General features: G+C 64.4%; 26 protein-coding genes. 11 read left to right on the plus strand and 15 right to left on the minus strand.

The window, feature by feature from the left end; genetic code table 11:
- Position 1: 1 nt before the first annotated feature.
- Positions 2-1,411, minus strand: a complete 1,410-nt coding sequence (aspA, locus tag BerOc1_RS02705) for an aspartate ammonia-lyase (protein WP_071544175.1) — start codon at positions 1,409-1,411, stop codon at positions 2-4.
- A gap of 12 nt (positions 1,412-1,423) precedes the next feature.
- The gene (locus BerOc1_RS02710) at positions 1,424-2,698 is read right to left on the minus strand and encodes an aromatic amino acid transport family protein (protein WP_084641012.1); all 1,275 of its coding nucleotides are present in this window, start codon (positions 2,696-2,698) and stop codon (positions 1,424-1,426) included.
- A gap of 109 nt (positions 2,699-2,807) precedes the next feature.
- On the opposite strand from BerOc1_RS02710, the gene BerOc1_RS02715 reads away from it, so the two are divergent.
- The 5 genes from BerOc1_RS02715 to BerOc1_RS02735 all read left to right on the plus strand — a co-directional run bounded on the left by BerOc1_RS02715 (position 2,808) and on the right by BerOc1_RS02735 (position 8,793).
- Positions 2,808-3,767, plus strand: a complete 960-nt coding sequence (locus BerOc1_RS02715) for a hypothetical protein (protein ID WP_071544177.1) — start codon at positions 2,808-2,810, stop codon at positions 3,765-3,767.
- A 129-nt stretch (positions 3,768-3,896) separates the two neighbouring features.
- Positions 3,897-5,744 (plus strand): translational GTPase TypA, encoded by a 1,848-nt coding sequence (gene typA / locus BerOc1_RS02720; RefSeq protein WP_071544178.1) that lies wholly within the window; start codon positions 3,897-3,899, stop codon positions 5,742-5,744.
- A 194-nt stretch (positions 5,745-5,938) separates the two neighbouring features.
- The gene (gene wtpA / locus BerOc1_RS02725; RefSeq protein WP_071544179.1) at positions 5,939-6,913 is read left to right on the plus strand and encodes a tungstate ABC transporter substrate-binding protein WtpA; all 975 of its coding nucleotides are present in this window, start codon (positions 5,939-5,941) and stop codon (positions 6,911-6,913) included.
- 3 nt (positions 6,914-6,916) lie between these two features.
- Positions 6,917-7,744 carry an ABC transporter permease gene (locus BerOc1_RS02730; RefSeq protein ID WP_242652833.1) on the plus strand — a complete coding sequence of 276 codons (828 nt, stop codon included), beginning with the start codon at positions 6,917-6,919 and terminating at the stop codon, positions 7,742-7,744.
- Positions 7,741-8,793: an ABC transporter ATP-binding protein gene (locus BerOc1_RS02735; protein WP_071544181.1), complete on the plus strand. Its 1,053-nt coding sequence runs from the start codon at positions 7,741-7,743 to the stop codon at positions 8,791-8,793. The genes BerOc1_RS02730 and BerOc1_RS02735 overlap by 4 nt, the downstream gene beginning before the upstream one ends.
- On the opposite strand, the gene BerOc1_RS02740 is transcribed toward BerOc1_RS02735, so the two are convergent.
- Together BerOc1_RS02740 and BerOc1_RS02745 are read right to left on the minus strand one after the other, a co-directional pair.
- Positions 8,790-9,728, minus strand: coding sequence for a DMT family transporter (locus tag BerOc1_RS02740; protein ID WP_071544182.1), 939 nt, complete (start codon positions 9,726-9,728; stop codon positions 8,790-8,792). The two genes, BerOc1_RS02735 and BerOc1_RS02740, sit on opposite strands and share 4 nt — an antisense overlap.
- Before the next feature lie 12 nt (positions 9,729-9,740).
- Positions 9,741-10,136 carry a YidH family protein gene (locus tag BerOc1_RS02745; RefSeq protein ID WP_071544183.1) on the minus strand — a complete coding sequence of 132 codons (396 nt, stop codon included), beginning with the start codon at positions 10,134-10,136 and terminating at the stop codon, positions 9,741-9,743.
- Between the two features lie 124 nt (positions 10,137-10,260).
- On the opposite strand from BerOc1_RS02745, the gene BerOc1_RS02750 reads away from it, so the two are divergent.
- The gene (locus tag BerOc1_RS02750; protein WP_071544184.1) at positions 10,261-11,187 is read left to right on the plus strand and encodes a 4Fe-4S binding protein; all 927 of its coding nucleotides are present in this window, start codon (positions 10,261-10,263) and stop codon (positions 11,185-11,187) included.
- Between the two features lie 251 nt (positions 11,188-11,438).
- Here the strand turns inward: BerOc1_RS02750 and BerOc1_RS02755 are convergent, their stop codons facing one another.
- From BerOc1_RS02755 to BerOc1_RS02770, 4 genes are all read right to left on the minus strand, one after another.
- Complete coding sequence (locus tag BerOc1_RS02755) at positions 11,439-11,723, minus strand: hypothetical protein (protein WP_129586470.1); 285 nt, start codon at positions 11,721-11,723, stop codon at positions 11,439-11,441.
- Positions 11,724-11,829: 106 nt separating this feature from the next.
- Positions 11,830-12,195 (minus strand): hypothetical protein, encoded by a 366-nt coding sequence (locus BerOc1_RS02760; RefSeq protein WP_071544186.1) that lies wholly within the window; start codon positions 12,193-12,195, stop codon positions 11,830-11,832.
- A gap of 191 nt (positions 12,196-12,386) precedes the next feature.
- Positions 12,387-12,767 carry a pancreas/duodenum homeobox protein 1 gene (locus BerOc1_RS02765; protein ID WP_071544187.1) on the minus strand — a complete coding sequence of 127 codons (381 nt, stop codon included), beginning with the start codon at positions 12,765-12,767 and terminating at the stop codon, positions 12,387-12,389.
- A gap of 110 nt (positions 12,768-12,877) precedes the next feature.
- The gene (locus tag BerOc1_RS02770; RefSeq protein WP_071544188.1) at positions 12,878-14,164 is read right to left on the minus strand and encodes a DUF401 family protein; all 1,287 of its coding nucleotides are present in this window, start codon (positions 14,162-14,164) and stop codon (positions 12,878-12,880) included.
- 203 nt (positions 14,165-14,367) lie between these two features.
- Between BerOc1_RS02770 and BerOc1_RS02775 the strand changes: the two genes are divergently transcribed.
- Complete coding sequence (locus BerOc1_RS02775; RefSeq protein ID WP_242652835.1) at positions 14,368-14,844, plus strand: hypothetical protein; 477 nt, start codon at positions 14,368-14,370, stop codon at positions 14,842-14,844.
- 74 nt (positions 14,845-14,918) lie between these two features.
- Here BerOc1_RS02775 and BerOc1_RS02780 read toward each other — a convergent pair whose 3' ends face one another.
- Positions 14,919-15,446, minus strand: coding sequence for a tetratricopeptide repeat protein (locus BerOc1_RS02780; RefSeq protein WP_071544190.1), 528 nt, complete (start codon positions 15,444-15,446; stop codon positions 14,919-14,921).
- A 92-nt stretch (positions 15,447-15,538) separates the two neighbouring features.
- Between BerOc1_RS02780 and BerOc1_RS02785 the strand changes: the two genes are divergently transcribed.
- From BerOc1_RS02785 to BerOc1_RS02795, 3 genes are read left to right on the plus strand one after another with little or no spacing between them, the layout of a single operon-like run.
- Entirely contained in the window at positions 15,539-17,290 is a 1,752-nt protein-coding gene (locus tag BerOc1_RS02785; RefSeq protein ID WP_071544191.1) for an aldehyde ferredoxin oxidoreductase family protein, read from the plus strand.
- Positions 17,287-18,459, plus strand: coding sequence for a class II aldolase/adducin family protein (locus BerOc1_RS02790; RefSeq protein ID WP_071544192.1), 1,173 nt, complete (start codon positions 17,287-17,289; stop codon positions 18,457-18,459). The genes BerOc1_RS02785 and BerOc1_RS02790 overlap by 4 nt, the downstream gene beginning before the upstream one ends.
- A complete protein-coding gene (locus BerOc1_RS02795) occupies positions 18,452-19,354 on the plus strand; it encodes a CPBP family glutamic-type intramembrane protease (RefSeq protein ID WP_071544193.1) in 903 nt (300 codons plus the stop codon). Before BerOc1_RS02790 ends, BerOc1_RS02795 begins: the two co-directional genes overlap by 8 nt.
- Before the next feature lie 434 nt (positions 19,355-19,788).
- Here the strand turns inward: BerOc1_RS02795 and BerOc1_RS02800 are convergent, their stop codons facing one another.
- From BerOc1_RS02800 to ruvA, 3 genes are all read right to left on the minus strand, one after another.
- A complete protein-coding gene (locus BerOc1_RS02800; protein ID WP_071544194.1) occupies positions 19,789-19,944 on the minus strand; it encodes a rubredoxin in 156 nt (51 codons plus the stop codon).
- A gap of 81 nt (positions 19,945-20,025) precedes the next feature.
- The gene (ruvB, locus tag BerOc1_RS02805) at positions 20,026-21,012 is read right to left on the minus strand and encodes a Holliday junction branch migration DNA helicase RuvB (protein WP_071544195.1); all 987 of its coding nucleotides are present in this window, start codon (positions 21,010-21,012) and stop codon (positions 20,026-20,028) included.
- Positions 21,009-21,620 (minus strand): Holliday junction branch migration protein RuvA, encoded by a 612-nt coding sequence (gene ruvA / locus BerOc1_RS02810; protein ID WP_071544196.1) that lies wholly within the window; start codon positions 21,618-21,620, stop codon positions 21,009-21,011. The genes ruvB and ruvA overlap by 4 nt, the downstream gene beginning before the upstream one ends.
- A 158-nt stretch (positions 21,621-21,778) precedes the next feature.
- Between ruvA and BerOc1_RS02815 the strand changes: the two genes are divergently transcribed.
- Positions 21,779-22,333, plus strand: a complete 555-nt coding sequence (locus BerOc1_RS02815; protein WP_071544197.1) for a hypothetical protein — start codon at positions 21,779-21,781, stop codon at positions 22,331-22,333.
- 80 nt (positions 22,334-22,413) lie between these two features.
- Here the strand turns inward: BerOc1_RS02815 and BerOc1_RS02820 are convergent, their stop codons facing one another.
- From BerOc1_RS02820 to BerOc1_RS02830, 3 genes are all read right to left on the minus strand, one after another.
- Complete coding sequence (locus tag BerOc1_RS02820; RefSeq protein ID WP_071544198.1) at positions 22,414-23,790, minus strand: amidohydrolase family protein; 1,377 nt, start codon at positions 23,788-23,790, stop codon at positions 22,414-22,416.
- A 120-nt stretch (positions 23,791-23,910) separates the two neighbouring features.
- A complete protein-coding gene (gene ruvC / locus BerOc1_RS02825; protein ID WP_071544199.1) occupies positions 23,911-24,414 on the minus strand; it encodes a crossover junction endodeoxyribonuclease RuvC in 504 nt (167 codons plus the stop codon).
- A gap of 5 nt (positions 24,415-24,419) precedes the next feature.
- A complete protein-coding gene (locus BerOc1_RS02830) occupies positions 24,420-25,166 on the minus strand; it encodes a YebC/PmpR family DNA-binding transcriptional regulator (protein ID WP_071544200.1) in 747 nt (248 codons plus the stop codon).
- Positions 25,167-25,193: the final 27 nt, after the last annotated feature.

The following is a 25,193-nucleotide window of genomic DNA, read 5'->3' on the forward strand; positions in this document are numbered from 1 at the left end:
TTCATGGCCGGTGCACGTAGCGCGGCTTGACCATGTTCTCGGGCTTGAGGATGTCGTCCAATTCCTCGCGGCTGAGATAGCCCTTTTCCAGGACGATCCCGTACACCGAGCCACCCGTCTTCATCGCTTCCTTGGCGATCTCCGCGGCCTTCTCGTAGCCGATGTACGGGTTCAGCGCCGTGACCAGGCCGATGGAGTGCTCGACCAACTCGCGGCACCGCTCGCGGTTGGCGGTGATGCCCAGGACGCACTTGTCGGCCAGGGTCAGGCAGGCCCGGCGCAACATGTTCATGGACTGGAACAGGGAGTAGCCGATGACCGGCTCCATGACGTTGAGCTCCAGCTGCCCGGCCTCGCAGGCCATGGTCACGGTCATGTCGTGGCCGACCACGGTGAAGGCCACCTGGTTGACCACCTCGGGGATGACCGGGTTGACCTTGCCCGGCATGATCGAGGAGCCGGGCTGCATGGGCGGCAGGTTGATCTCGTTCAGGCCGCAGCGCGGGCCGCTGGAAAGCAGGCGCAGGTCGTTGCAGATCTTGGACAGCTTCACGGCGGCCCGCTTGAGCACCCCGGACAGCTGGACGTAGGCCCCGGTGTCCTGGGTGGCCTCGACCAGGTCCGGAGAGGAGACCAACTGCAGGGTGGTCAGCTGAACCAGCTTTTCCGTGACCGTGCGGGCGTAGTCCGGGTGGGAGTTGAGCCCGGTGCCGATGGCCGTGGCCCCCATGTTGATCTCGTGGACCAGGGCCTGGGCCTCGTCCAGCCGCTGGATGTCCTCGCCGATGGTCACGGCCCAGGCGCTAAATTCCTGGCCCAACGTCATGGGCACGGCGTCCTGCAGCTGGGTGCGGCCCATCTTGAGGACATCGGCGAACTCCTCGCCCTTGCGCTTGAAGGCCTTGCGCAGATAGGCCATGGCGTCGACAAGCTCGCGGATGTCCAGGATCAGGGCGATGTTCAAGGCAGACGGATAGACGTCGTTGGTGGACTGGGACATGTTCACGTGATTCAGGGGATGGAGGTGCTCATACTCTCCCTTGGCATGGCCCAAAAACTCCAGGGCGCGGTTGCAGACCACCTCGTTGGCGTTCATGTTGGCCGAGGTGCCCGCCCCGCCCTGAATCACGTCGACCACGAACTGGTCGTGCAGCCTGCCGTCCAGGATGTCCTCGCAGGCCCGGCAGATGGCCCGGCACTTGTCCTCGTCGAGCAGTCCCAGGGATGCGTTGGCCTCGGCCGCGGCCATCTTGACGTAGGCCAGGGCGTTGATCATCCGGGGGTAGTGGGACATGGGGATGCCCGAGATGTGGAAATTGTCCAGGGCGCGCCGGGTCTGGACGCCGTAGTAGGCGTTTCCGGGCACGGCCACTTCGCCGAGGCTGTCGTGCTCCATCCGCATTTGGGTCATGGATTCCCTCCTTTAATGAAAACGATGCGCGGACCAGTACTCCACGTCCGGGCTGATTTGCAACATGCCGGTCTCCTGGGCCAGTTCCACCAATAACACGCAGGCGAACACGCCGACCAGCAGCCAGCCCAGCCGCCGGGTCCGGGAGCCGGGCGCGCCCTGACGCACGAGCAGCACCCCGGGCAGGATGCCGAACAGGGTGCCCACGCCGAATCCGCCGACCACGTTCAGGGCCTTGAGAAAGATGTCCGGATAAAGGGCCCCGATACCCACGGGCGGCAGAAAGGTCAGCAGCCAGATGGCCGTCCGGCTGCGTACCCGCTCGCCCGTCACGTCCTTGAGAAAGGCGGTCAGGGCAACGCCCGTGGCCATGTACGACGTGGTCATGGCCACCACCGCGAACCCGATGGAGGCGTCCACGAACAGAGGCGACCTGATGAGCTGGTTGAGCGGCACGGTGGCGGGGACCCCGGCCTGGAACGCATGGATGATGGACACGCCGTCCGCCGACTCCATGGGCAGGGTGACCATCACGGCCACGGTCCACAGCAGGGTCATGAACGCGCCGATGCCGGACCCGAGCCAGATGGCCCTGGCCACGGCCTTGCGGTCATGATTCAGCGTCCGGCACATGGTCGGGACCACGTTGTGGAAGTTGAAGGCCGTGACCAGGATGGGCAATCCAGAAACAAAGAAGGTCAGGTCGCCGGCGGCCAGGTCCGCCCGGCGGAAATGGGGCACGACCAGGACCAGCAACGCCCCGAACAGGAGCCACATGACGGTCATGAGCAGGGCGTTGGACCGCCTGAGCACCCCGCTGCCGAAGGAGGCCAGGAGCGTGGCCGCGCAGAAATAGAGGAGCAGCCAGCCCCACTCGGGAATGCCCAGGCCGAAGGAACCGGCCGCCACAGAGGCGACCCCGGCCAGATAGGCGGTCAGCAGGCCGTAGAGGATGACCAGGTTGGCGGCCACGGAAAGCCACTTGCCGCAAGGCCCGAGCACGGCCTGGAAAAAGGTGGGCAGGTCCGCGTTCTCGTTCTCCTCGAGGAACGGTTGCCGGGCGATGATCAGCCCGGTGGTGGTCATGATCGCCCACATGGCCAGGGCCCCCATCACGGCGGGCAGAAACCCCGAGGGCCCGAGGTTGACGGGCAGGGCCAGGATGCCCGCCCCGACCATGTTTCCGGTGACGATCAGGGCCGTGGTCACCATCCTGCCGGTGGAAGGCGCGTTGCCGTCCTCCGGCTCTCCAGGCCCCCCCCGGCCGCCTCTGCTGCACTGCGTCATGCGTCCTTTCTCCCTATCGGCGAAATGGGCCTCGGCGGCGTCATTTCCGACCAATGGTATAGGATATTATTACCATTGCAATATACCTGCAAACATGTAAAGCAGCGGCATGTCTTCGATCGCCGCCGTCCTGAAGGGCCTTCGCCGTCTGCTTCCGGCCCTCGTCCTCGCCTCGATCTGCCTCTCCGCGCTCCCCGGCTTCGCCGGGAGCGTTGATCCGGTGACCGTGACCGCCAACAAGGACATCATCAATGCCTACCGGGAAATCCTGGCCCTCTTCGGGGGCGATCCCCTCAAGGTGACCCCGGATATCCCGGCCGGGCGGTACGACCGGACCGCTGTCGAGTTGGTCATCGTGGCCAGGGCCCTGCGCCTGGGCGGCATGAACAGACCCGTGGCCTTCGTCAATACGAGCAACGCCCGGCGCGCCGTGGAGGAGGTCCTCTGCGGCAACGCGGTCATGACCGGCCAGCAGCTCGACACCTCGGTCCTGAACGCCCGGCAGAACGTCAAGGACCTCTACCTCAGCGATCCCGTAACCCCTGTCGGAGAATTTCACAAGCTATTCTACTGTCTTCCGGAAAACAAAAAGGTGCTCGCCGCGCACAGCGTCGAGGAACTGAACCGCGCCGGGCGGGGCATCATCGGCTCGGTCTGGAACAACGACCGGAAGGTCCTCACCGACATGGGCGTCACCGGCCTGACCCAGGCCCCCACCTTCCCCTGCCTGATCAAGATGATCCTGGCGGGCCGGGCGGACTGGATCCCCATGGAGGCCAGCAACCATCCCGGCATGGAGAGGTTCATGGGAGGCCACCGGTTCGTCCCGGTCCCGGGCATCCGCTTCTCACTCATCGAAAGCCGCCATTTCATGGTCTCGCGCCACCACCCCGACGGCGAGGCGGTCTTCAACGCCCTGCAGGCCGGGCTCAAGGAACTCCGCCGTCAGGGATTCATCCGCGCCATGCTGGCCGCCACGGGCTTCCGCGCCACCGACCGCCTGGGCTGGAAAACCCTGAACCAGGACGCGGTCGACCGCCGCCGGAAGCGGCCCTCTCACACGCCATAGCCCCGCGCCACGCGGACGCGCCGGACGCTTTTTTCCCGGGCGACGCCAAATCTCCGCTTGCCAGCCGAACCGCTTTCGGTTAACCGCTTCCCTGCGCACTTGCGCCTATTACTTATTATCGGAGAAACCATGAGCAACAAAGTATACAACAACGGACTTCGCAATATCGCCATCATCGCCCACGTCGACCATGGCAAAACCACCCTGGTGGACGCCATGTTCAAGCAGTCGGGCCTCTTCCGCGAAGGCCAGGACGTGGACGAACGCATCATGGACTCCATGGACCTGGAGCGGGAGCGCGGCATCACCATCGCCGCCAAGAACTGTTCCGTCTCCTGGAAGGACACCAAGATCAACATCATCGACACCCCGGGCCACGCCGACTTCGGCGGCGAGGTGGAGCGCTCCCTGTCCATGGCCGACGGCGCCATCCTGCTGGTGGACGCCTCCGAAGGCCCCCTTCCCCAGACCCGCTTCGTGCTCAAGAAGGCCCTGGAGCAGCATCTTTCCCTGATGGTGGTCATCAACAAGGTCGACCGCCAGGACGCCCGCCCGGCCGAAGTGCTCAACGAGATCTACGACCTTTTCATCGATCTGGACGCCAGCGAGGAACAGCTCGACTTTCCGCTGCTCTACGCCATCGGCCGCGACGGCATCGCCATGGAGTCCCCGGACGAGCGCGGCGAGAACCTGCACATCCTCCTCGATATGATCGTGGACCACGTGCCCGGCCCGGAACACGACCCGGACGAGCCCTTCCAGATGCTCGTCTCCGACCTGTCCTACTCAGACTATGTGGGCCGCCTGGCCATCGGCAAGGTCCACCACGGCGTGGCCAAGTCCAACGACCAGCTCCTGTGCATCGCCGACGGCGGCCGGACCGTGCCGCTCAAGGTGACCAAGCTGCAGACCTACGACGGCCTCCAGGTGGTTCCCACCGACACCTGCGAACCCGGCGACATCGTCGTCATCGCGGGCATCGAGGACGTGCACATCGGGGACACCATCTGCACCAAGGAAGACCCCAAGGCCCTGCCGCGCATCACCGTGGACGAGCCCACCGTGTCCATGCGCTTCGGCATCAACACCTCGCCCCTGGCGGGCCAGGAAGGCAAACTGGTCCAGACCAACAAGATCCGCGAGCGGCTGCACAAGGAGACCCTGCTCAACGTGGCCATCCAGGTGGAGGACACCGACGGTCGCGACGCCTACCTGGTCAAGGGACGCGGCGAGTTTCAGATGGCCATCCTGGTGGAGCAGATGCGCCGCGAGGGATTCGAGCTCTCCGTGGGCCGTCCCGAGGTCATCCTCAAGTACGAGGACGGCCAGAAGACCGAGCCCATCGAGCACCTGTACGTGGACTGCGACGAGAGCTTCATGGGCATCGTCACCGAGAAGATCCAGATCCGCAAGGGCCGCATGACCAACATGGTCAACCACGGCACCGGCCGGGTCCGCCTGGAGTTCTCGGTCCCGTCCCGCGCGCTCATCGGCTACCGCGACGAATTCTTGACCGACACCAAGGGCACCGGCATCATGAACTCCTACCTCGAGGAGTACGGCGAATACCGGGGCGAATTCACCTCCCGGTACACCGGCTCCCTGGTGGCCGACCGCACGGGCAAGGCCGTGGCCTACGGGCTGTTCAACCTGGAGCCGCGCGGCCGCATCTTCGTGGTCCCCGGCGACCCGGTCTACGAGGGGATGATCATCGGCGAGCACAACCGGGAGAACGACATCAACGTCAACCCGGCCAAGGAAAAGAAGCTGACCAACATGCGCGCCTCGGGCAAGGACGAGGCCGTGGTCCTGACTCCGGTCAAGCCCATGACCCTGGAGTACGCCCTGAACTTCATCAAGGACGACGAGGAGGTCGAAGTCACCCCTCTGTCCATCCGGCTGCGCAAGACCGAGCTCTCGGGGCTGGTGCGGCATCGTGAGGAAGGAAAGAAAAAGAAGGGCAAGGAAAACGGCTAAAAATAACATAATGCCAATGGGAAAGGCTGCGTTACGACGCAGCCTTTTTTTGTGCCTGAACCTTGGGTTGATATGCCCTGCCGGTGAATTTTAATGGCATGGATTGACTGAACAATTGACACGCTATGCTTCGGCGAGCACAATTCCCACAGTCAGAAAAAACATGCATCCCTATCTTTCAAGGAGAAGGAAAAATGTCGCATCGCTTCACCGCTTTCATCGCCTCCCTGGCCCTGGCCCTGCTCACGCTGGCGGGCGCGGCCCAGGCCGAGCCGTCCGGCAAACTGATCATCTTCCACGCGGGCAGCCTGTCCGTGCCCTTCGCGGCCATCGAAAAGAATTTCGAAGCCAAATACCCCAAGGTGGACGTCCTGCGCGAGGCGGGCGGCTCCACAAAGATGGCCCGGCTGATCTCCGAGGTGGGCAAGCCCGCCGACATCATGGCCTCGGCCGACTACGTGGTCATCGACAAGAGCCTGGTCCCCAAATTCGCGTCCTGGAACGTGCGCTTCGCCTCCAACCAGATGGTCCTGTGCTACACGGACAAGTCCAAGTTCGCGGGTGAGATCAACGCCGACAACTGGGCCGACATTCTGCTGCGCAAGGGCGTGGTCTGGGGCCATTCCGATCCCAACCTCGACCCCGCCGGCTACCGCTCCCTGATGGTCCTGCAGCTGGCCGAGAAATTCTATAAGCGGCCCGGCCTGTACAATCAGTTTCTGGCCAACCGTCCCGAGAAGAACATCCGGCCCAAGTCCGTGGAGCTTGTCTCCCTGCTTGAGTCCGGGCACATGGACTACGCCTGGGAATACCTGTCCGTGGCCGTGCAGCACCATCTCAAGTACGTCACCCTGGACAACCACCTGAACCTCGGCGACTCCGCCATGGACGAATTCTACGCCAACGCCAAGGTCAAGGTCACGGGCAAGAAGCCCGGCACCTTCATCGACCGCGTGGGCAAGTCCATCACCTACGGCATCACCAAGGTCGACAAGGGGCCGAACCCCGAGGCGGCAGACGCCTTCCTGGCCTACCTGTTCGATCCCGAGGGCGGCCTGAAGATCCTCGAGGAAATGGGGCAGCCGCCGTTCGTTCCGGTGCGCACCACCGCCGCCGGCATGGCCAAGATGCCCGAGTCCCTCAAGCCTCTGGTGACCGTCTCCGAATAACCCATGACCGAAACGACCCTCCGGGGAGGGAGCGACTTCATGCGCTCCTTCCCCGGCCGCATATTCCACGGATGGATGCTCGCCTCGGCCGCGCTGGTGCTGCTGTTCATCGGTCTGCCCATGCTGACCACCCTGGCCAGTCCCACCTGGGACGTCTTTGTCGAGACACTGGGCGACGCCGATGTCATGAACTCGGTCTGGCTGTCCATGTCCACCTCGGCCATCGCCGCGCTCATCGCCTTCGTCTTCGGCACCCCGCTCGCCTACCTGCTGGCGCGCAACGACTTTCCGGGCAAAAAGGTGGTCGAGAGCCTGGTGGACCTGCCGATCATGATCCCCCACCCGGTGGTGGGCATCGCCCTGCTAGGCCTGACCAGCCCGAACACCGCCTTCGGCCAGGCGCTCCAGGCCATGGGCATCGAGATCATGGGCACGACCACGGGCATCGTGGCCGTGCTGGTCTTCGTGGGCGTGCCGTTCTACGTCAACGCGGCCAAGTCGGGCATGGAGTCCATCCCCCGGCGGCTGGAGAATGTCTCGCGCTCGCTGGGTGCCGGGGCCGGGGCCACCTTTTTCCGCGTCACCCTGCCCCTGTGCTGGCGCTACATGCTGGTCGGCATGATCATGTGCATGGCCCGCGCCCTGTCCGAGTTCGGGGCCATCATCATCGTGGCCTACCACCCCATGGTCGCCCCGGTGCTCATGTACGAGCGGTTCACGGCCTATGGCCTGCAATACTCCCAGCCCGTGGCCGTCATCCTCATCCTGGTCAGCCTGGTCTTCTTCCTGCTCCTGCGGTCCCTGTCGCTGCCCAAGGGGAGCAACTCGTGATCCGCCTGACCGACCTGACCATCCGTTTTTCCGGCTTCACCCTGGACCACGTCTCCCTGCACGTCCGCCCAGGCGAATTCTTCGCCCTCATGGGCTCCACCGGCTCGGGCAAGACCCTGGTCCTGGAGTCCGTGGCCGGGCTGATCAAGCTCGACGAGGGGTCCGTGGTCATCGGCGGCCGCGACGTGACCCGGCTCGCCCCGGAGGAGCGCAAGGTCAGCCTGGTCTACCAGGACCACGCCCTGTTTCCGCACCTGAGCGTGCTGCAGAACGTCATGTACGGCCAGCGCTACCACGGCATCGGCAAGGAGGACGGCAGGCGCGAGGCCCGCGAATTGCTGGAAGCCTTAGGCTTGTCGCGGTTGGAAAACCGGCGGCCCGAGCACCTGTCCGGCGGCGAAAAGCAGCGCACGGCCCTGGCCCGCGCCCTGGCCTGCCGCCCGGACGTGGTCCTGCTGGACGAACCCCTGTCCTCCCTGGACCCGCAGTTCAGGGGCGAGCTCAGGCGGACCCTGAAGCACGTGCACGAGACCACCGGGACCACCTTCCTGATGGTCACCCACGACTTCACGGACGCCATGATTCTGGCCGAGCGCGGCGCGGTCATCAAGGACGGCCGCCTGCACCAGCAGGACACCGTGACCAACATCTTCCGCCGCCCGGCCACGCCGTTCACCGCCTCTTTCGTGGGCATGACCAACGTATTCCCGGCCAGCTACGCGCAGGGCGCGTGCACCTTCGCGGGACACGCCTTCTCGGGGCTGCCCGAACTGCCCGTGTGGGACCAGGGCTTCGCGGCCCTGCGGCCCGAAGACGTGTTCGTGGGGAGCGTCGAGGATTTCCCGAGGGACTGGCACGTCCTGCGGGGAACCGTGGAACGGCTGGAACGCGAGGGGTTCACCTGGACCGCCGTGGTGCGCTGCGGCGACCAGGCCGTGACCGCCCTGGTGGACCGCCACATGGTCCTCAACCGGGGGCTGGAGAGCGGCTCCGAAGTGACCGTCGGCTTTGCCGGGGAACACCTCCACCACATGCCCGCGACCGGTTAGCCCCGGCTCTGCACCGTGATGTAGAGCATCAGCCCACCCATGGTCAGCGCGATGCCGAGCCAGCCCATGAGGCCGGGCAGGACGTGCCCCAGCAAAACAGCCTCGCCCACAAGGGAAAAGACCACCTCCATGGACTGCGTGCAGTCGGCGGCGGCCAGTTCGGCCGTGGACCCGGCCGTGTTCCTGGCCACCAGGAACAGGCTGGTGGCGACCACGCCCGAGCAGGCCGCGACAATGGCCGTCTGGATCAGCTGGCCCGAAGACGGGAGGGGCGGCTCGGTGGCCGCGATGAGCGCGAACCACAGCGGCAGCGAGCCGATGGTCAAGAGCAGCACCCGGCAAAAGGGATCGTCCATGGCCGGGTGATCGATGTGCGGCAAAAACGATTTCTCTCCCCGCCGCGCCTCCCAGACCAGCTGGTTGCCGAAGGGATAGGCGAAGGCCGCCACCAGCACGGGCAGCGCGCCCAGCAGGACCTCGTGCAGGCCGGATTCCGTGGCCTGCTCCAGGTTGATCAGGACCACGCCCGCAAAGATGAGCAAGGTCAGGGCCAGGGCTCCCAGCGGTACCCTGCGCCCGAAGCCGAGCAGCACCAGCGGCGCGGCCAGGATGGTGGTCTGCCAGGTGGCCGCCACCACCCAGCCCGGCGCGAACACCGAGCTGAAGGTGATCAGGGCGTAGAACACGCCGAAGCCGACCGAGCCGGCCACGGTCCAGAACACCCAGTGGCGCGCAAAGAGCCGGACCGAGTCCACGGCCAGCCGCCCCTTGCCCGTGGCCGCCAGCCAGCCGAAGAGCATGACCAGCATCCAGAAATAGCGCAGGGACGCGGACCAGACCCAGTGCCCGCCCTCCAGGCTCATGGCCCGGTTGAGCACGAAGGTGGAGGAGAAAAAGAGCGCGGCGAGCACGCCCAGAAGGATGATGCGAAACATGGCCCGAACCGGTTAGAGGAAGAACAGGTAGATGGCCGCGCTGGCCATGATCACGCCGAACAGGATCAACTCGGGGATCACGTAGAGATCGCCGGAATCGAAGCCCAGCTCCTTTTCCAGAGTATAGTACCGCCAGCCCGCGAAGATCACCAGCACCGGCCCGCCCACAAAGGCGAACTTGCCGAGCACGGCCAGTTCCGAGATGACCCGCTCGGGCACTGCGGCCTTTTGCAGGGCCACGAAGGTATCGACCTTTTCCAGCAGGAATCCGAAGGTCATGAAGGCCAGGGCCGTCCGGCACCAGGCCAGGAAGGTCCGCCGGTTGGCCAGCCTGGTCCGCTTCACGGCCATGTCGCAACGCTGGCGCGCCAGTTGGGTGCGCATATCCTCGGAACTCTTGTCTGTCATCCGTCGCCTCCGCAGCACGACCTACCAGATTCTTTGCCGAATGTCCCGGCCCTGGCGTTGACTTTGTCGCTCCAACCGGTACTATCATCATACTTGTTACACGGATACGGGGCCAGAATCGACCATGAGAGTACCCTTCGTCAAGCAATCGACCCGCGACTACTACCGCGCGTGCCGCGAAAGCGGCATGTCCCTGTTCGACTTCATCCACGGCTACGTCTACGGCCGGTGGTGCTACCACTACATCGGCCTGGCCGGGGACAAGGACCCGTGGTGGCGCTGGCTGTGGGTTCCGCTGGTCTTCATCATCGACCGCGTCCACCCGTTCACCGAGACCGACGCGCACCGCTCGGGCGACCCGAACCAAACCAAGGCCACCTGGAGCGACGCCTACCACGGCAAGGCCATGCCGCTGAACGAGGCAACCAAGCTGATCCGCCTGGACCGCCCGGTGAACACCTCCCTGCCCGAAACCGTCCTGCCCTACACCCGGGCGCGCGACATCATCCTGGGCAACCCGGAAAAGATCGTGCTCCTGGACTGTCCCTGCCGCGCGGGCATGAGGAATCCGTGCACGCCCACGGACGTCTGCCTGATCATCGGCGACCCCTTCGCCTCGTTCATGCTCGAACACCACCCGGACAAGACGCGGGCCATCACCGCTGACGAGGCCGTGGCCGTGGTCAAGGCCGAACAGGCGCGCGGCCACGTGTCCCACGCCTTTTTCAAGGACATCGCCATCGGCAAGTTCTACGCCATCTGCAATTGCTGCTCCTGCTGCTGCGGGGCCATGAAAGCCCACGCCATGGGCATCCCCATGGTCTGCTCCTCGGGCTACCTCGCCCGGGTGGACCAAGGCCTGTGCACCAGATGCGGCACCTGCGCCCAGAAGTGCCAGTTCAAGGCCATCGCCTTCGACAAGGAAGGCGCATACATCCGCGAAGACCGCTGCATGGGCTGCGGCGTGTGCACGCTGTCCTGTTCGAAGGACGCCATCACCTTGCGGTTGGCGCCCGAAAAGGGAGAGCCCCTTCTTGTTGAGAAGCTGTAGGGCGCGGGAGGCGGCTTCCGATAGCGGGTCATCTGCACATTTTTTCCGGCCGCGACAATCCTCACGTAGCCGGCTACGCTGCGGTTGCCCCGGCCGGAAGGAAATGCACAGTTGCCCCACTCTCGAAAGCCTTGTGCGAGCGCGGCAAAAGAGCCGCTGTCGCGCGCTCCGCACCCGAATCGCTCCAAGAGGAAAGAAAGGCCTTCAACTCGATGTTGAGTAGAAAGCCCTGTTATTTGAACGGGAAGCGGTCAGCTCTCGGTGAGCCACTTTCTGGCCGTTTCCCGATCGGTGAAGACCTTGATGTTTTTTACCGGGTCAAAAATATGCTGGGACAGGATGTGGTTTACGTTTGAACTGACCACGGCGGATTTCCGCCCGGCCGCCGTGAGTTCTTCGGGTTCCCGAACCTCCCTGAGCGCGCGGCCCAACTCGTCGAGGTTCATGTGCACGTGGCAATTGGTTTCGTCGGCCAGGACCCTGCTCAGGCCGGCCCGCACGAGATCGCCGTGTATCCTGTCTATGTAAGCGATCATTTCTTCGGCGGAGCAGAGCGAGCCTTGTGTGACGACGTAAAGGTAGCCGCTTTTGATCTCCGAGTGATACTGTATCGGCACGGCCGCTACCATACCCTTGCGGGCATCAGGACATGAGCCATTGTTCAGCCTCCTCAAAGGACGAAAACTGTCTGTAGGGTATGCAGCGGTTCTGGAGGAACGTTTCGATCCAATGGAACCGCGACAAATTTTCCGGGGTATAGATGACGGCCACACGCATGCCGGTTCTCGGTTCGTCCATCCGGCTCTCCGCGAACGCGGTGAGATCCAGCGGCTCTATGGCCATGACCACCGATCTCTCATCGATCAGGAAGCGCCGGCAGTCCAACCGGTTGGCAAGGTCCTCCATGGACCGGCCCAGTTCGACCAGGTCTTCCATCGACCCGATCTTCCCCGACGAGGTGAGCTGGATATAGCCGTCTTTTTTCAGCACTTCATACGTATAGGGCATACGACAAGCCTCACTCGGCTGGTGTGGATATATGAAATCTATCGTCCCCCGGCTTTCAGATAGCACAAATCGATCCTTTTGCAATGAGGGTTATAAATTTTCCAATAGCCTGCCGGATTCGAACGGACATGAAAGGAAAGCCGGACCGCGAGCACGCTCGCGGTCCGGCTTTAGTGTTGTGTCCCGGCGGGTTAGGCCAGGGTGATGGTCAGGGGGATGATGTGAAGTTCGCGGGAGATTTCGTGGGTGTTGCCGATCGTCCAGTCGGCGGACGGAGCACCGGCGGCCCGGGCCACGGCGTCGGCGATGCCGTTCAGGTTGATGACCGGATGCCGGGAAAAAACCTGGGGAAGGCCGTAGGTCAGGTTGCAGGCCAGGCATTTGCCGGGGCGCTGCAGAAGCTTGAGTTCGAAGTCCAGGTCCTGGCCCCGGTTGCCGGAAAAGGCCAGGCTGATGTCGTAGCTGCCTTCCTCCGCGTCGCCGAACAGGGCCTCGAAAAAGGCCTCGGTCCGTTCGGGCGGGAAGATGGTCTGCAAGGCGTCCTCGGTAAAGATGTGGCCGTATTGGCTCATGAACGGTCCCCCCAAATTGTTTACTGGATCGCCCACTCGGGCAAGGCCAGGTATTTACCTAAAAACCCCACGCCGGGCAAGGCCATCCCAAGCGGATATGCCGTGCGCGATCAGGAGTACAGGAAGAAGAGGGCCACGCCGGACGCCATGAAGATCAGGCACGGGGCCACCACCTTGCGCCAGGTCCGGCCCAGGTCGCACTGGAAGTACTCGCAGGTCAGGATGAAGCAGATGTGGATGGGCGAGATCATCACGCCGGTGAAGCCGCAAAACGTGGCCAGGACGATGTACGGAATGGTCTGATCCTGCATGCCCAGCGAGGAGAGCACGCCGAGCAGCAGCGGGAAGGTCGCGCCCACAAAGGCCACGTTGATGCCCGCGACCATGCCCACGAGAAACGGCAGGAAGGCGGCCGAGGCGAACAGGGCCGCGTCGCCGCCCGCCACGCGGGCCATCTCCGTGACCACGCCCGCGGCCTGGAGGATGTCCTTGAAGATGAAGATGGCGCAGATGACCGAGATCATGGACCACAGGGAGCGCTTGGACAGCACCTGGCGCAGGAAGTTCAGGCCGAGCTGGGTGTTCTGAACCATGACGCAGACCACGGCGGCGGCCAGTGCGGCGACCACGCCGAACTCGAAGGGGATGGACGGGGCCAGCGCGGCGATGGCGGTCTCCAGCCCGATGGCCCCGACGATGGCGATGAGCAGGGGCAGGCCTTCGCGCAGCGCGGCGGACTTGCTGCGCGTGGTCAGGGGCATGGGCACGGTCAGGTCCTTGGCCCCGAGCACGCCGGGCCGCAGAAAGAAGAACCAGCCGGTCAGGAGCATGACCGGGGTGGCGGGCCAGGTGTAGGAGATGAGGTCGATGATCTGGAGGTCGGCCAGGGCCAGGGTCAGGATGATGCCGGGATACAACGGCCAGATCAGTTCCCAGACGTGGCGGAACCAGTAGTTGAGCACGGCCCGGTCCGAATTGGTGATGCGCATGTCCTCGGACACGGTCTTGATCATGGGCGCGGAAAAGACCGCGCCGCCGGGCATGGGCAGCAGCCCGATGAGCGCCGGGAAAAAGACCAGCCGAAGTCTCGGGCTGGTCAGGAAGCCGGACAGCGCCTCCATGAGCCGCCTGGACTGGCCCGACCGCTCCATGGCGTCGCTCAGGATCAGGATAAGGCCGACGATGGCGGCCAGAAAAAGGAATTTTTCCTGGGTCAGGGCGAGCGCGCCGGTCTGGACGATGGGCAGCGGGCCCATGCCGAAGAGCAGCCCCATGGCCACGCCGCCCGCGAGGATGGCCAACCCCAGGCCGATGCGAAACCGCATGCCCGCCAACATGAGCAGAAAGGAAAAGAGGACCTTGAGAAACGGAGCCAGGGTGACGAGAAGCGAATCCATGCGAATAAATCCTTATGGGTAGGAATGGGATGGCGTTGGTGACTGGACAAGCTTCCGTCCTTCGCGGGCAAAATGCAAGCAAAAGCCGCAGGCTCCGGCTCCGGCCGAGGAGGCGGGGAATGATTCCGGCCTCTTGCCCGGACCGTCGCATTGCGTTACAGAGTATGTTGCAGGCAAGGTTTTTTCACCACGCAGAGACATGGATGCACGAGATGAACAGGAAACAGATACGAGCCCATATTTTCGCCACCATCATCAACAAGGTCGAGGAGCAGGACGAAACCCGCCGCCAGGAGGCCCTGAACGAATTCATGGCCGTGACCGGCACCGCGGGCAACGCGCCGGAGCAGATCGCCAGCCTGATCCCGCCGATCATGCACGACCTCTACGAGAAGTGGATCACCATGTTCATCGACCGGCTGATCGAGACCGTGGACCTGAACAACATCGAACTGCTGTGCGACGGGGCCGACGACAACAACGCCGCCCTGGTACTGGCCTACGTCATGTTCCTGGAGTCCGCGCGCATGGAGAAGCAGATCGACGAGGACCTGCGCCAGCACGGCATGAAGGGGTCGGGCGAAAACGACCTGGGCGACGTGGCCGCCAGCTACATCCGCGCCCAGATGGCCAAAATAGCCCAGCAGGTGGGCGACGACGAACTCAAGGGCAACTGCTGAGCCTTGCCCGGACGCGAAAACGCCCCGCCACTCACGGTGACGGGGCGTTTTCGCGTCCGGGGTACGAACGACGATCAGCCCACGGCGTCGCCGGACTCGGCGATGGCCTTTTCCACGGCCAGGGCGATGTCCTCGTCCGGGTCGGGCTGGTGGGTTTCGATGAGCCCCAACTGCAGGTTGAGCTCGCGCATGACCTTGACGGCGGACGGATTGAAATAGCGGGACCACACGCCCGGGGTCTTTTCGGGCCGCCCCAGCCGGACCAGGGTCAGCCCAAGATAGAGAAAGGCGTCCTGGTAGTTCTGGTCGATGCGCAAGGTGCGCTCGAACTCGAGCTTGGCCTGGCGGTACATGCCGAGCCGGTAGGAACAGACCCCGAGGCGATAGCGCACGTCCGCGTCGTTCTTGTCCTGTTCGAGGCACTCCTTGTACTTGAGGCGCGCGCCCTCCCAGTTCCCGTCCACGTACAGCGCGTTGGCAGCCTTGACCACCTCGATGCCCCCGGCAGTGGAGGCCACGGGCTGTTCGTCCTCCTTCCTGATGCGGCGCACGGCCCCGAACAGGAAGTTTCGGCGGGATTTGTCTATCTTCTTTTCAGCCATGTTTCCTCCGGCCCGCAGAATACCCGTTTCATCCGCATCGTCAAGGCGGCAACCGGTTGCCTTTTCAGGCGGTTCATGGAAGATTCCCGGGCATGGACGAATGTTACGGCCGGACCGGCACGGTCCTCCATATCGACCTGACCACGGGCGCGGCCACTCCCGAACATCCCGACGGGACGGTCTACGAGCGGTTTCTCGGCGGCCGGGGGCTGGCCGGGCACTACCTGCACCCGTTTGTCGACCGCGAATACACCGACCCGGACCTGCCCCTGCTCCTCTTCACCGGCCCGCTGACCGGAACCGAATCGCCCACTTCCGGACGGGGCACGATCCTGTCCCGCTCGCCCCTGACCGGGGCCGTGTGCGACGGGTCCATCGGCGGCGGCCTGCCCACCCGGCTGAAAAAGGCCGGATACGACGGCCTGGTCATCACCGGCCGCGCGCCCGCGCCCTGCGGCATAGAGATCGACGACAACGAGGTGCGCGTGGTCGAAACCTCCCTGTGGGGCCAGGACACGGACGCGGTCCTGCACGCGCTGGAACGGCGGCTGCCCGAGGACACTTCCCTGGCCTGCATCGGCCCGGCCGCCGAAAACGGCTCGCTTCTCGCCTCGGTGGCCGTGGACCACCGCCACGGCGGGGTGCGCGGCGGCCTGGGCCTGGTCTGGGCGGCCAAGAATCTCAAATACCTGACCGTGCGCGGCACGGGCGAGGTCCGGGTCCACGATCCGGCGGCCCTTGTCGAGGCGCGCGAGGCCATCGTCCGGCTGACCATGGCCTCGCCCGTGCTCATGGGCGGGCACGGCTTCTCGCACTGGGGCACGGGCGCCCTGTTCGACCTGATCAACTCGCGGCGGATGCTGCCCACGGACAATTTCCGGAAGACCTGGTTCGACCAGGGGGCCGAGGTCAACGCGGCCGCCCTGGCCCGGCTCTACAAGCCGCGCGACCACGGCTGTCTCGGCTGCCACATCCGCTGCCGCAAGATCGCCCTGGACGGACGCAGCCTACCCGGGTTCGAGACCATGGCCCACTTCACCGCCGACGTGGGCAACGCCGACCCGGAGGCGGCCATGGAAGCGGCGGACCTGTGCGGCAGGCTCGGCCTGGACCCGGTCTCCGCCGCATCCACCCTGGCCTGCCTGCGCGAGATCACCGGCAAGGACTACACGGACAAAACCCTGATCTCGACCCTGCGCGCCATGGCCGAGGGCGGCGACCTGGCCGCGGGTGCGCTCAACCTGGCCCAGGCGTGCGGCCGCCCGGAAACGGCCATGACGGTCAAGGGGCTGGAACTGCCCGCCTTCGATCCGCGCGGCGGCTACGGCCTGGCCCTGGCCTACGCCGTGTCCACCCGGGGCGGCTGCCACCAGCGGGCCTACCCCATCAGCCACGAGGTCCTGCGCAAGCCCGTGGCCACGGACCGCTTCACCTTCAGCGGCAAGGCCCGGATCATCAAGCTGGCCGAGGACGCCATCGCGGCCTGCGACTCCATGAACGCCTGCCGCTTGATCTTCCTGGCCGCCGGGCTCGAGGAGTACGCCAAGGCGCTCACGGCGGTCACCGGCAAGGACTGGTCGGTCCAGTCCCTGCTCGAGGTCGGCGAGCGCACCACCGTGAACGAGCGGCGCATGAATGCGGAAAACGGCTTCGACTCCACCGACGACGACCTGCCCGAACGGTTCTTCACCGAGCCCGGCACCTCGGGCGGCGGCGTGGACGTCCCGCCCATCGACCGCGAGAAATTTCTGGCCGCCCGGCGCAACTACTACTGGGTGCGCGGCCTGGACGAAAACGGCGATCCCACCGCCGACACACTGCAACGGCTGGGACTGGATCGATGAAGACGTTGTGCGAGAAATACGCGGCCAAACTGGCCGCACAGGGCTTGGCCACGGGCCACGGGCCGGACGCGCCCCTGGTCGGCGGCCTGGACGCGGAACTGGTCTGGAATCGCGAGGACCCGCGCACGGACGTACTGTCCGGGCTGTTCTCGCGCCTGTCCATCAACTCCCTGGTCTTCGTCCGACCGGCCGAGCCGTACCGGACCATCCTGGACTTCCTGGCCGCGCGCAACCCCGACGGCATCCGGCCCGAGGACACCGAGACCCGCACCTTCCTCCACGACATCCCGGTCTGCGGCGAATTCACCGCCGAGGCCATGGCCGCGCGGCTCAAACGGCGCAAAGTCATCGTGATCCCCGGCCAGGGCGTTGCCGCCTGCGGCACGGTCACCCCGGAACAGGGATTCGTGTCCGTCTCCTCAGCGGTCTTCGCAACCTTCGTGCTCTTCTTCTCGGACTACCTGAACCGCGCCCGGAACGTCACCCTGGACGACGAATACGTCGACGTCTTCTCCCGCGTGGTCCGGCTCCTGCCCGCGCCGCGCACGGACCTGCCCGGCCTGGCGACCGGTCCCTTCATCAACGAGGAAAGCGTGGTCGCGGCCATGGCCGAAGCGGGCCGCAAGGTCGTGGGCTTCGGCCTGGTCGACTCGTTTTTCGGCAACATTTCCTACAGGTTGGGCGAGACCATCCACATCTCGCAGACCGGCAGCTCCCTGGACGAGCTCGAAGGGTGCATCGACCCGTGCCCCATGGACGGCTCGGCCACCAACGGGCTGACCGCGTCGAGCGAGTTGTCCGCCCACGAGGACGTCTACCGCCGCTCCGCCTTTGACTGCATCCTCCACGGCCACCCGAGATTCTCGGTAATCATGTCCATGGACTGCGAACGCGACAACTGCCCCAACCGTGGCCGCTGCCACATCCACTGCACCGAATGCCGGACCGTGGACGGCGTGCCCATCGTGCCGGGCGAGGTCGGCACCGGCCCCACCGGACTGTGCCACACCCTGCCGCCCGCCATGGCTAAAAACGGCGCGGCCATGGTCCACGGGCACGGCCTGTTCACCGCCGGGAACAACGATTTCAACAAGCCCTTCGCCCGGCTGCTGGAGATCGAGAATCGCTGCCGCGACCTCTACTTCGAGAGGCTGTCCCAATATGTCTGATCCCACGCCCCGCACCGCCGAAACCGCTCCCGGCCGCTTCCGGCCCGGCCCGGTCCTGGCCTTTGTCCTGGTCACCTTCGCGGCCACCTGGGGGATTGAGGGCGCGCTCATAGCGGAGGGTCTGCGCTTCGACTACCTTGTGGGCCAATCCTCGCCCGCCCTGTGGCTCATGGGCGTCATGTGGATTCCCGGCCTGGCGGCGCTCCTCGTAACCCTGTTCATGGAGCGGACCGGCGCGCGCGGCCTGATCCCCGCCCTCTCCCTACGCCTGGGGTCCGTGGGTCCCTATTTCCTGGGCATCGCCCTTATCCCTCTGGCTTACGCAATCATATACGGCCTCACCTGGAGCGCCGGGCTGTCCGGATTCGACCCCGAAATGGAGTCCTTATCAGCGTTATCCGGCACGCCCATTGGTCAGGATACGGCCCTCCAGGTCATGCTGCCCCTGTCCATCGTGCTCGGCCCGCTGATCAACTTCGCCTTCGGCATGGGCGAGGAGCTGGGCTGGCGCGGGTTCCTGCTGCCCCGGCTCATGCCGCTCGGCAAACCCGTCGCCTATCTCATACTCGGCCTGCTCTGGGGCCTCTGGCACGCGCCGCTGATCCTGGCCGGGCTCAACTACCCCGGCCAGCCAATTGAAGGCATCCTGATGATGTGCCTCGTCTGCCTGGCCTTCGGCGCATTCCTCAACGAGATGACCCTGTACTACCGGTCCTCGGTCCTGGCAGGATTCCTCCACGGCGCGGCCAACGCCCAGGGCTACGGCATCTGGAACTGGATGTTCCCCCACGCCCACCCCCTGCTCGGCGGCGCCATGGGCCTGACCGGCGTTTTCACCTGGACCGCCCTCACTTGTCTCACCATCGCCGTGCTCCGCAAACTGCGGCGCGACTAGGAAGCCTCCGACGGGGCCTCGCCGGCCGGGCGTCTCCGACGGCTCAAGACCCTTTGAAAAGGGTTCTTGAGAATCTCCCAAACTTTTTGTTTCCGCTTCGCGGGCCACTCCCCTCAAAAAAATCCCTTTGGCTCACCCCTGCCCCCCCCCCTCTTTAACTGAAGCGATTCGGGTGCAGATGGCCCGCTCTCGGAAGCCGCCACGCAACATAAAAAAAGCCCCCTTCACGGGGGCTTTTGTAAATGTTGCCTCTTGAGGTTGCCGAGTTACGGGCCTCTACCAAAGGACGTTGTTGTTAGCGAGGTTGCCTTGAAACGCTGTCTAGCTTCACTAAATCATGCGGTTTGTCTGGCGTTGCCTGGAAACACTTCCTTTGACTTGATTCAACCATACACGGTTTGTACGGCCGATGGCAATGGGCTGTTACGCTTTTTTTAGAGTTTTTCGAAATATTCCTTTTCCGCGCCGCACTGGGGGCAGACCCAGTCGTCGGGCAGGTCCTCGAACTTGGTCCCGATGGGGATGTTGTTCTCCGGGTCGCCTTCCGCAGGGTCGTACACATAGCCGCACGGGCATTCCCATTTATCCATGCCGGCACCTCCATAGGGGTTGTCGTTTGGCCCAATACTAATGAACCGGGCCGGGAAGACAATGATTTTCCGCGACGCGGCTCAGAGCAGGGAGGTCTGGCCGTCGTTCATGCGCATCTTGAGATGCTGGTATGCCTTGGCCGTGGCCACGCGGCCGCGCGGGGTGCGTTTCAGGAAGCCGCACTGGATGAGGTACGGCTCGTAGATGTCCTCGATGGTCCGGACCTCCTCGGCGCAGGCCGCGGCAATGGTCTTGAGGCCCACCGGGCCGCCGTTGAAGTGCTCGACCATGAGGGTCAAAATCTTGCGGTCCATGTTGTCCAGGCCGTACTGGTCCACGTCGAGGCGCTCCAGCGAGGACTCGGCCAGTTCGCGGGTGACCACGCCCGAGCCGTGGACCAGGGCGTAGTCGCGCACGCGCCTGAGCAGCCGGTTGGCGATGCGCGGGGTGCCGCGCGCCCTCCGGCCGATGGCCAGCGCGCCCTCGGGTTCCACCTCCACGCCGAGGATGGCGGCGCTGCGCTCGACGATGCGCCCGAGCTCCTCGGGAGAGTAGAATTCGATGCGGAAGATACAGCCGAAGCGGTCGCGCAAAGGCGAGGTCAGCAGCCCGAGGCGGGTGGTCGCCCCGACCAGGGTGAACGGCTCGAGGTCCAACTTGACCGTGCGCGCCCCCGGGCCGGAGCCGATGACCAGGTCGATCTGGAAATCCTCCATGGCCGGATAGAGCACTTCCTCCACTGTGGGCGGCATGCGGTGGATCTCGTCGATGAACAGGATGTCGCCGCGCTCAAGGTTGGTCAGGATGGCCGCCAGGTCGCCGGACCGTTCGATGACCGGGCCGGACGTGGAGACCATGTTCACGCCCAGTTCCGAGGCCATGATCCGGGCCAGGGTGGTCTTGCCCAGGCCGGGGTTGCCGTAGAACAGGGTGTGGTCCAGGGAGCGCTCGCGCTCGCGCGCGGCCCGGATGAAGACGTCGAGGTTGGTGCGCAGGTCCACCTGGCCGATGAACTCGGACAGTTTCCGGGGCCGGACGTTTTCCTCGGGAAGGGTGCATTTGCTCATGAGCGTGCCGCGTTGATCTTCTTGAGCACCGCGCGGATGGCCCCGGCGGCGTCGAGATCGGGTTCGTCGTCGAAGGTTTCGAGAAGCATGGGCCGGATTTCGTCCTCACCGTAGCCCAACCCCTTGAGCCCCGCAAGGGCGTCCAGGTACTCGCCCTGCGGGCCCTGGGGCGCGCTCGGGGCCTTGCCGGTCGTCGAGGCGAGCTTGTCCACCTTGTCCTTGAGATTCCAGAGAATCTGCTTGGCGGACTTGGGCCCGATGCCGGGCACGGTGGACAGGGTGGTCACGTCCTCTCTGAAAGCGATCTCGCGCAGGTGGGCCGCGTCGAACATGGACAAAATGGCCATGGCCTTCTTGGGCCCGAGCTTGTCGATGGAGATGAGCGTGCGGAACAGGTCCAGGTCGTCGGCCTCCAGGAAGCCGAACAGGTCGATGGCCTTTTCGGCCACCTGGGTGTGAACGTACAGCCGCACTTCCTTGCCCTTGCCCGGCAGCTTGGCCAGGACCGACGTGGGCGCGGCCACCTCGTACCCCACGCCGCCGGGAGTGAGCAGGACCAGGCCCTTCTCATCCGCCGAGAGCAGTTCGCCCCGCAAGTATCCGATCATAAAATCCCTCCGTGCTGTGACTTTATCCGAAGAGTGAACGTAATTCAAAGGGTATCCGCCTTGACCAAATTGTCTGGCCATTTTATATCCAAGGCTGGATTTTCCGTCCTCCGTCCGCGAATCGTGGGTGGAACCAATCTGCAACGAGGGAGCTCCCCATGAAAACAATCGCGTATTACCTGCTGGCGGCCGCCCTGCTCATCCTGGCCGCCTCGTCGGCCCTGGCCCAGGGCGAGGACCTGACCCAGGACGAACTCGTCTCCCTGGTGGGCGAGGCCGTGGTCGAGGAGGCCGCCAAATCCTCCGAAGAGGTGGCCAAGGCCAAGGAAATCCTGGACGCCATCCGCAACAGGAAAAACGCCCCTGAAAAGGACGTTGCCGGGGCGCAGATGGAATATGAACAAGCCCAGGACCGGTACAACCGGGCTCAGTCCAACCTGGACAACGCCAAGGTGGACCGGCTCGCCCTGCAATGCGGCAAGACCAGCGACCAGATTCGGGCCATGCGCGACTCGGGTATGGGCTGGGGCCGCATCGCCAAGGAATGCGGTGGGCACGGCGTGGGCAAGGCCAAGGGCAAAGGCAAGAACAAGGGAATGATGAGCGGGGAAATGAATGAGGAAATGAGCGAAGAGATGAATCAGGAGATGGGTCAGAGCATGGACGACATGTCCAAGGGCAAGGGCAAAAGCAAGAAGCCCAAGAAGAAGTAGCCCGAAGGCAGACGACGAAACGGCCCGCCCGGTAAAACCGAGCGGGCCTTTTTCATGCGTGGACGGAAGGATGGATGACGCTACGCCGCGCCCAGCTGTCCGGCGAGCCACTCCGGAAGGGAGAAGGAACCGATCCCCTCCCCGAATCTGTCCGCACGCGGCTTCATGTACTCCACCTGCCGCCGGATGTTCTCGCCCATGGGGTTGCCGCCCACAGGCAGCCCCAGGAAGCGCACGGGGTTCTCTTCCGAAATCCTTTTGAAGTTCTCCTTGCTGATCCGTTTCTCGAAGACCTTCCAGAAATTCTTCTCGCTGATCCGCGTCCGGATCATGAACCAGTCCGAGCCCCAGAGGATGTACTTCCCGTGCGGCCCGGCGATCAGCGCGTTCAGGTTGTCGAAGTAGTTCTTCAACCTGTGTTCGGTCATGCAGTCCGTGTGCGCCGCCAAATCTGCGTAGACCCGGCCCTCGAACCGGAGCATCAGGTCCAGGATGTCCGAGGTCCAGCTGTCCTTGTCCGGGCCCCCCGCGGCCAGCAGGTTCTCGTCCCCGCCGAAGTGCCCGAAGCATATCCTGAGTCCGGGATGGTCCTCCAGCAGCCGTTTCCAATGGACCGGCGCGCCGTGCCGGTAGGAGAACCGGTCGGCGTTGAAGCCGCGCCGCATGCAGTGCATGAGCAGCGGCGTCCCGGTCCCGTCGCATTCGGCGAGTACCCTGGCCATGGCCGAGGAGGTCACGCTGTAGTTCAGGGCGGGGTACAGCTTGACCCCGACGAAGCCCGTACCGAGGGAGTCCTTCATCAGGCTGAGGGTATTGCCGCGCTTGGGGTTGACCGCGAAAAAAGGAAAAACCCTGCCCGGATAGCGGAATATCTGCCGCCTGGTCCCTTCGGTCTGCGCCACGAACAGGGGGTAGTCGTCCTTGGGAAACTTGGTGATGTCCATCATAAGCGGCACGATGGCCACGTCGGGGTCGAGCCCGGCCATGAGCTTGTCCGTGACCTGGTCCATGGACCGGGCGAAGCCGATGGACACGTAGGCCAGCAGATCCTCGATATCCGTGCCGCTTCCGTCCAGGACGGCCGGGTCGAACAGGGCGTTCAATCCGGAGACGAATTTGTCGACCGCAACGGATGCGCTCTTGTCCGTCCTGGACGTGAACGACTTGAGTAGGCGGGACACGTCGCCGATGGACAGCTTGGGATCGCGCTCGAAAAGTTTGGTCCGCTCGTCATACTCCTTGAGCTCGCGCAGGATGTCCGCGATCTCCAAATTGCGGTCGGCCCGCAGGTCCACCCCGCTTTTTTTCTCCAGGATCATGGTCAGCATGGCCAGCAGCAGGTTGGAAAGCTGTTCCGGGACTCCGCGATCGTCCAGTTTGACCTTGAAGATGTCCCGGGTTTCCTTGGTGAAAACCGACTGCAGATTAAACACGTGGCAATGGCAGTTGATCCGCATGACAGCCTCCTGTTTTTTGGGCGTCATATCCCGCATACAGGAAACGCAATACAAGTCAAATAGGGATGTAAAAAAACCGCCTCGGGAGGCGGTTTCAAGAGCGTTGTTCGCTGGCGGCGGTCAGCCGCAAGTCAACCGGCGCATGCGCCGCTCGTTCAGGTGGCAGATGGCGATGGCCAGGGCGTCCGAGGCGTCCTCGGGCCAGTCCGGCTTCTTGATGCCCAGGCAGTGGGCGACCATGTAGGCCACCTGGGACTTGGGCGCGTTGCCCACGCCGACCAGGTTCTTCTTGACCTTGGAGGGCTCGTACTCGCCCATGGGGATGTCGTTGACGGCGCAGGCGGCCATGCAGGCACCCCTCGCCTGCCCGAGTTTGAGGGCCGACGAGGGGTTCTTGGAAACGAACACGTTTTCGATGGCGGCTTCCGCCGGGCCGTGGAGCCGGATGAGCTCCTGGAGCTGGTTGAAGATGACCCCCATGCGGGTGGCCATGTCCTTCTTGACCGGGGTGCGGATGGTGCCGGTGGCCACCAGCTCGGCCTTGCCCGAGAGTTCCCGGACCACGCCGTAGCCGGTGACCCTCGTTCCGGGGTCGAGCCCCAGGACGACCAGCCCTTCCGCCATGGAAGCTAGTCTTCCTCGTCGAACAGGTCGTCCGGCAGGTCGGCGTTCATGTAGACGTTCTGGGTGTCGTCGTTGTCTTCCAGGGCGTCGAACAGGTTCATGACCTTCTTGCCCACGGCGGCGTCCACCGGCACCAGGTTTTCGGGGACCTGGTTGAACTCGGCGGACTCGTACTCCATGCCCGCGTCGGCAAAGGCCTGCTGCACGGCCATGAAGTCGGCGGGCTCGGTGTAAACGATGAAGGTCTCGCCGTCCTCGACGATGTCGTCGGCACCGGCCTCCAGCCCCGCTTCCATGAGTTCGTCCTCGGTGTACTTCTCACCGTTGAAGACGATCACGCCCTTGCGGTTGAACATGTAGGACACCGCGCCGTTCTCGGCCATGTTCCCGCCGTGCTTGGTGAAGGCGTGGCGGATTTCGGCCACGGTGCGGTTCTTGTTGTCGGTCGCCACCTCGACGAGCATGGCCACGCCGCCCGGGCCATAGCCCTCGTACATGACCTCGGCCAGATCGCCGCCGGCCAGTTCACCGGTGCCTTTCTTGATGGCGTTGTCGATCTTGTCCTTGGGCAGGTTCACCGCCTTGGCCTTCTGGATGGCCAGGCGCAGCGTCGAGTTGTCGTCGGGGTTGCCGCCGCCCGCCTTGGCGGCCAGGATGATGTCCTTGGCGGCCTTGGTGAAAAATTTCGCCTTTTTGGCGTCCTGACGCCCCTTGCGGTGCTGAATGTTCGCCCATTTACTATGTCCGGCCATATTTCCTCCTGAATATATCGATATCGG

Origin of the sequence: Pseudodesulfovibrio hydrargyri, assembly GCF_001874525.1 — a bacterium.
In the GTDB taxonomy this organism is placed as follows: domain Bacteria; phylum Desulfobacterota; class Desulfovibrionia; order Desulfovibrionales; family Desulfovibrionaceae; genus Pseudodesulfovibrio; species Pseudodesulfovibrio hydrargyri.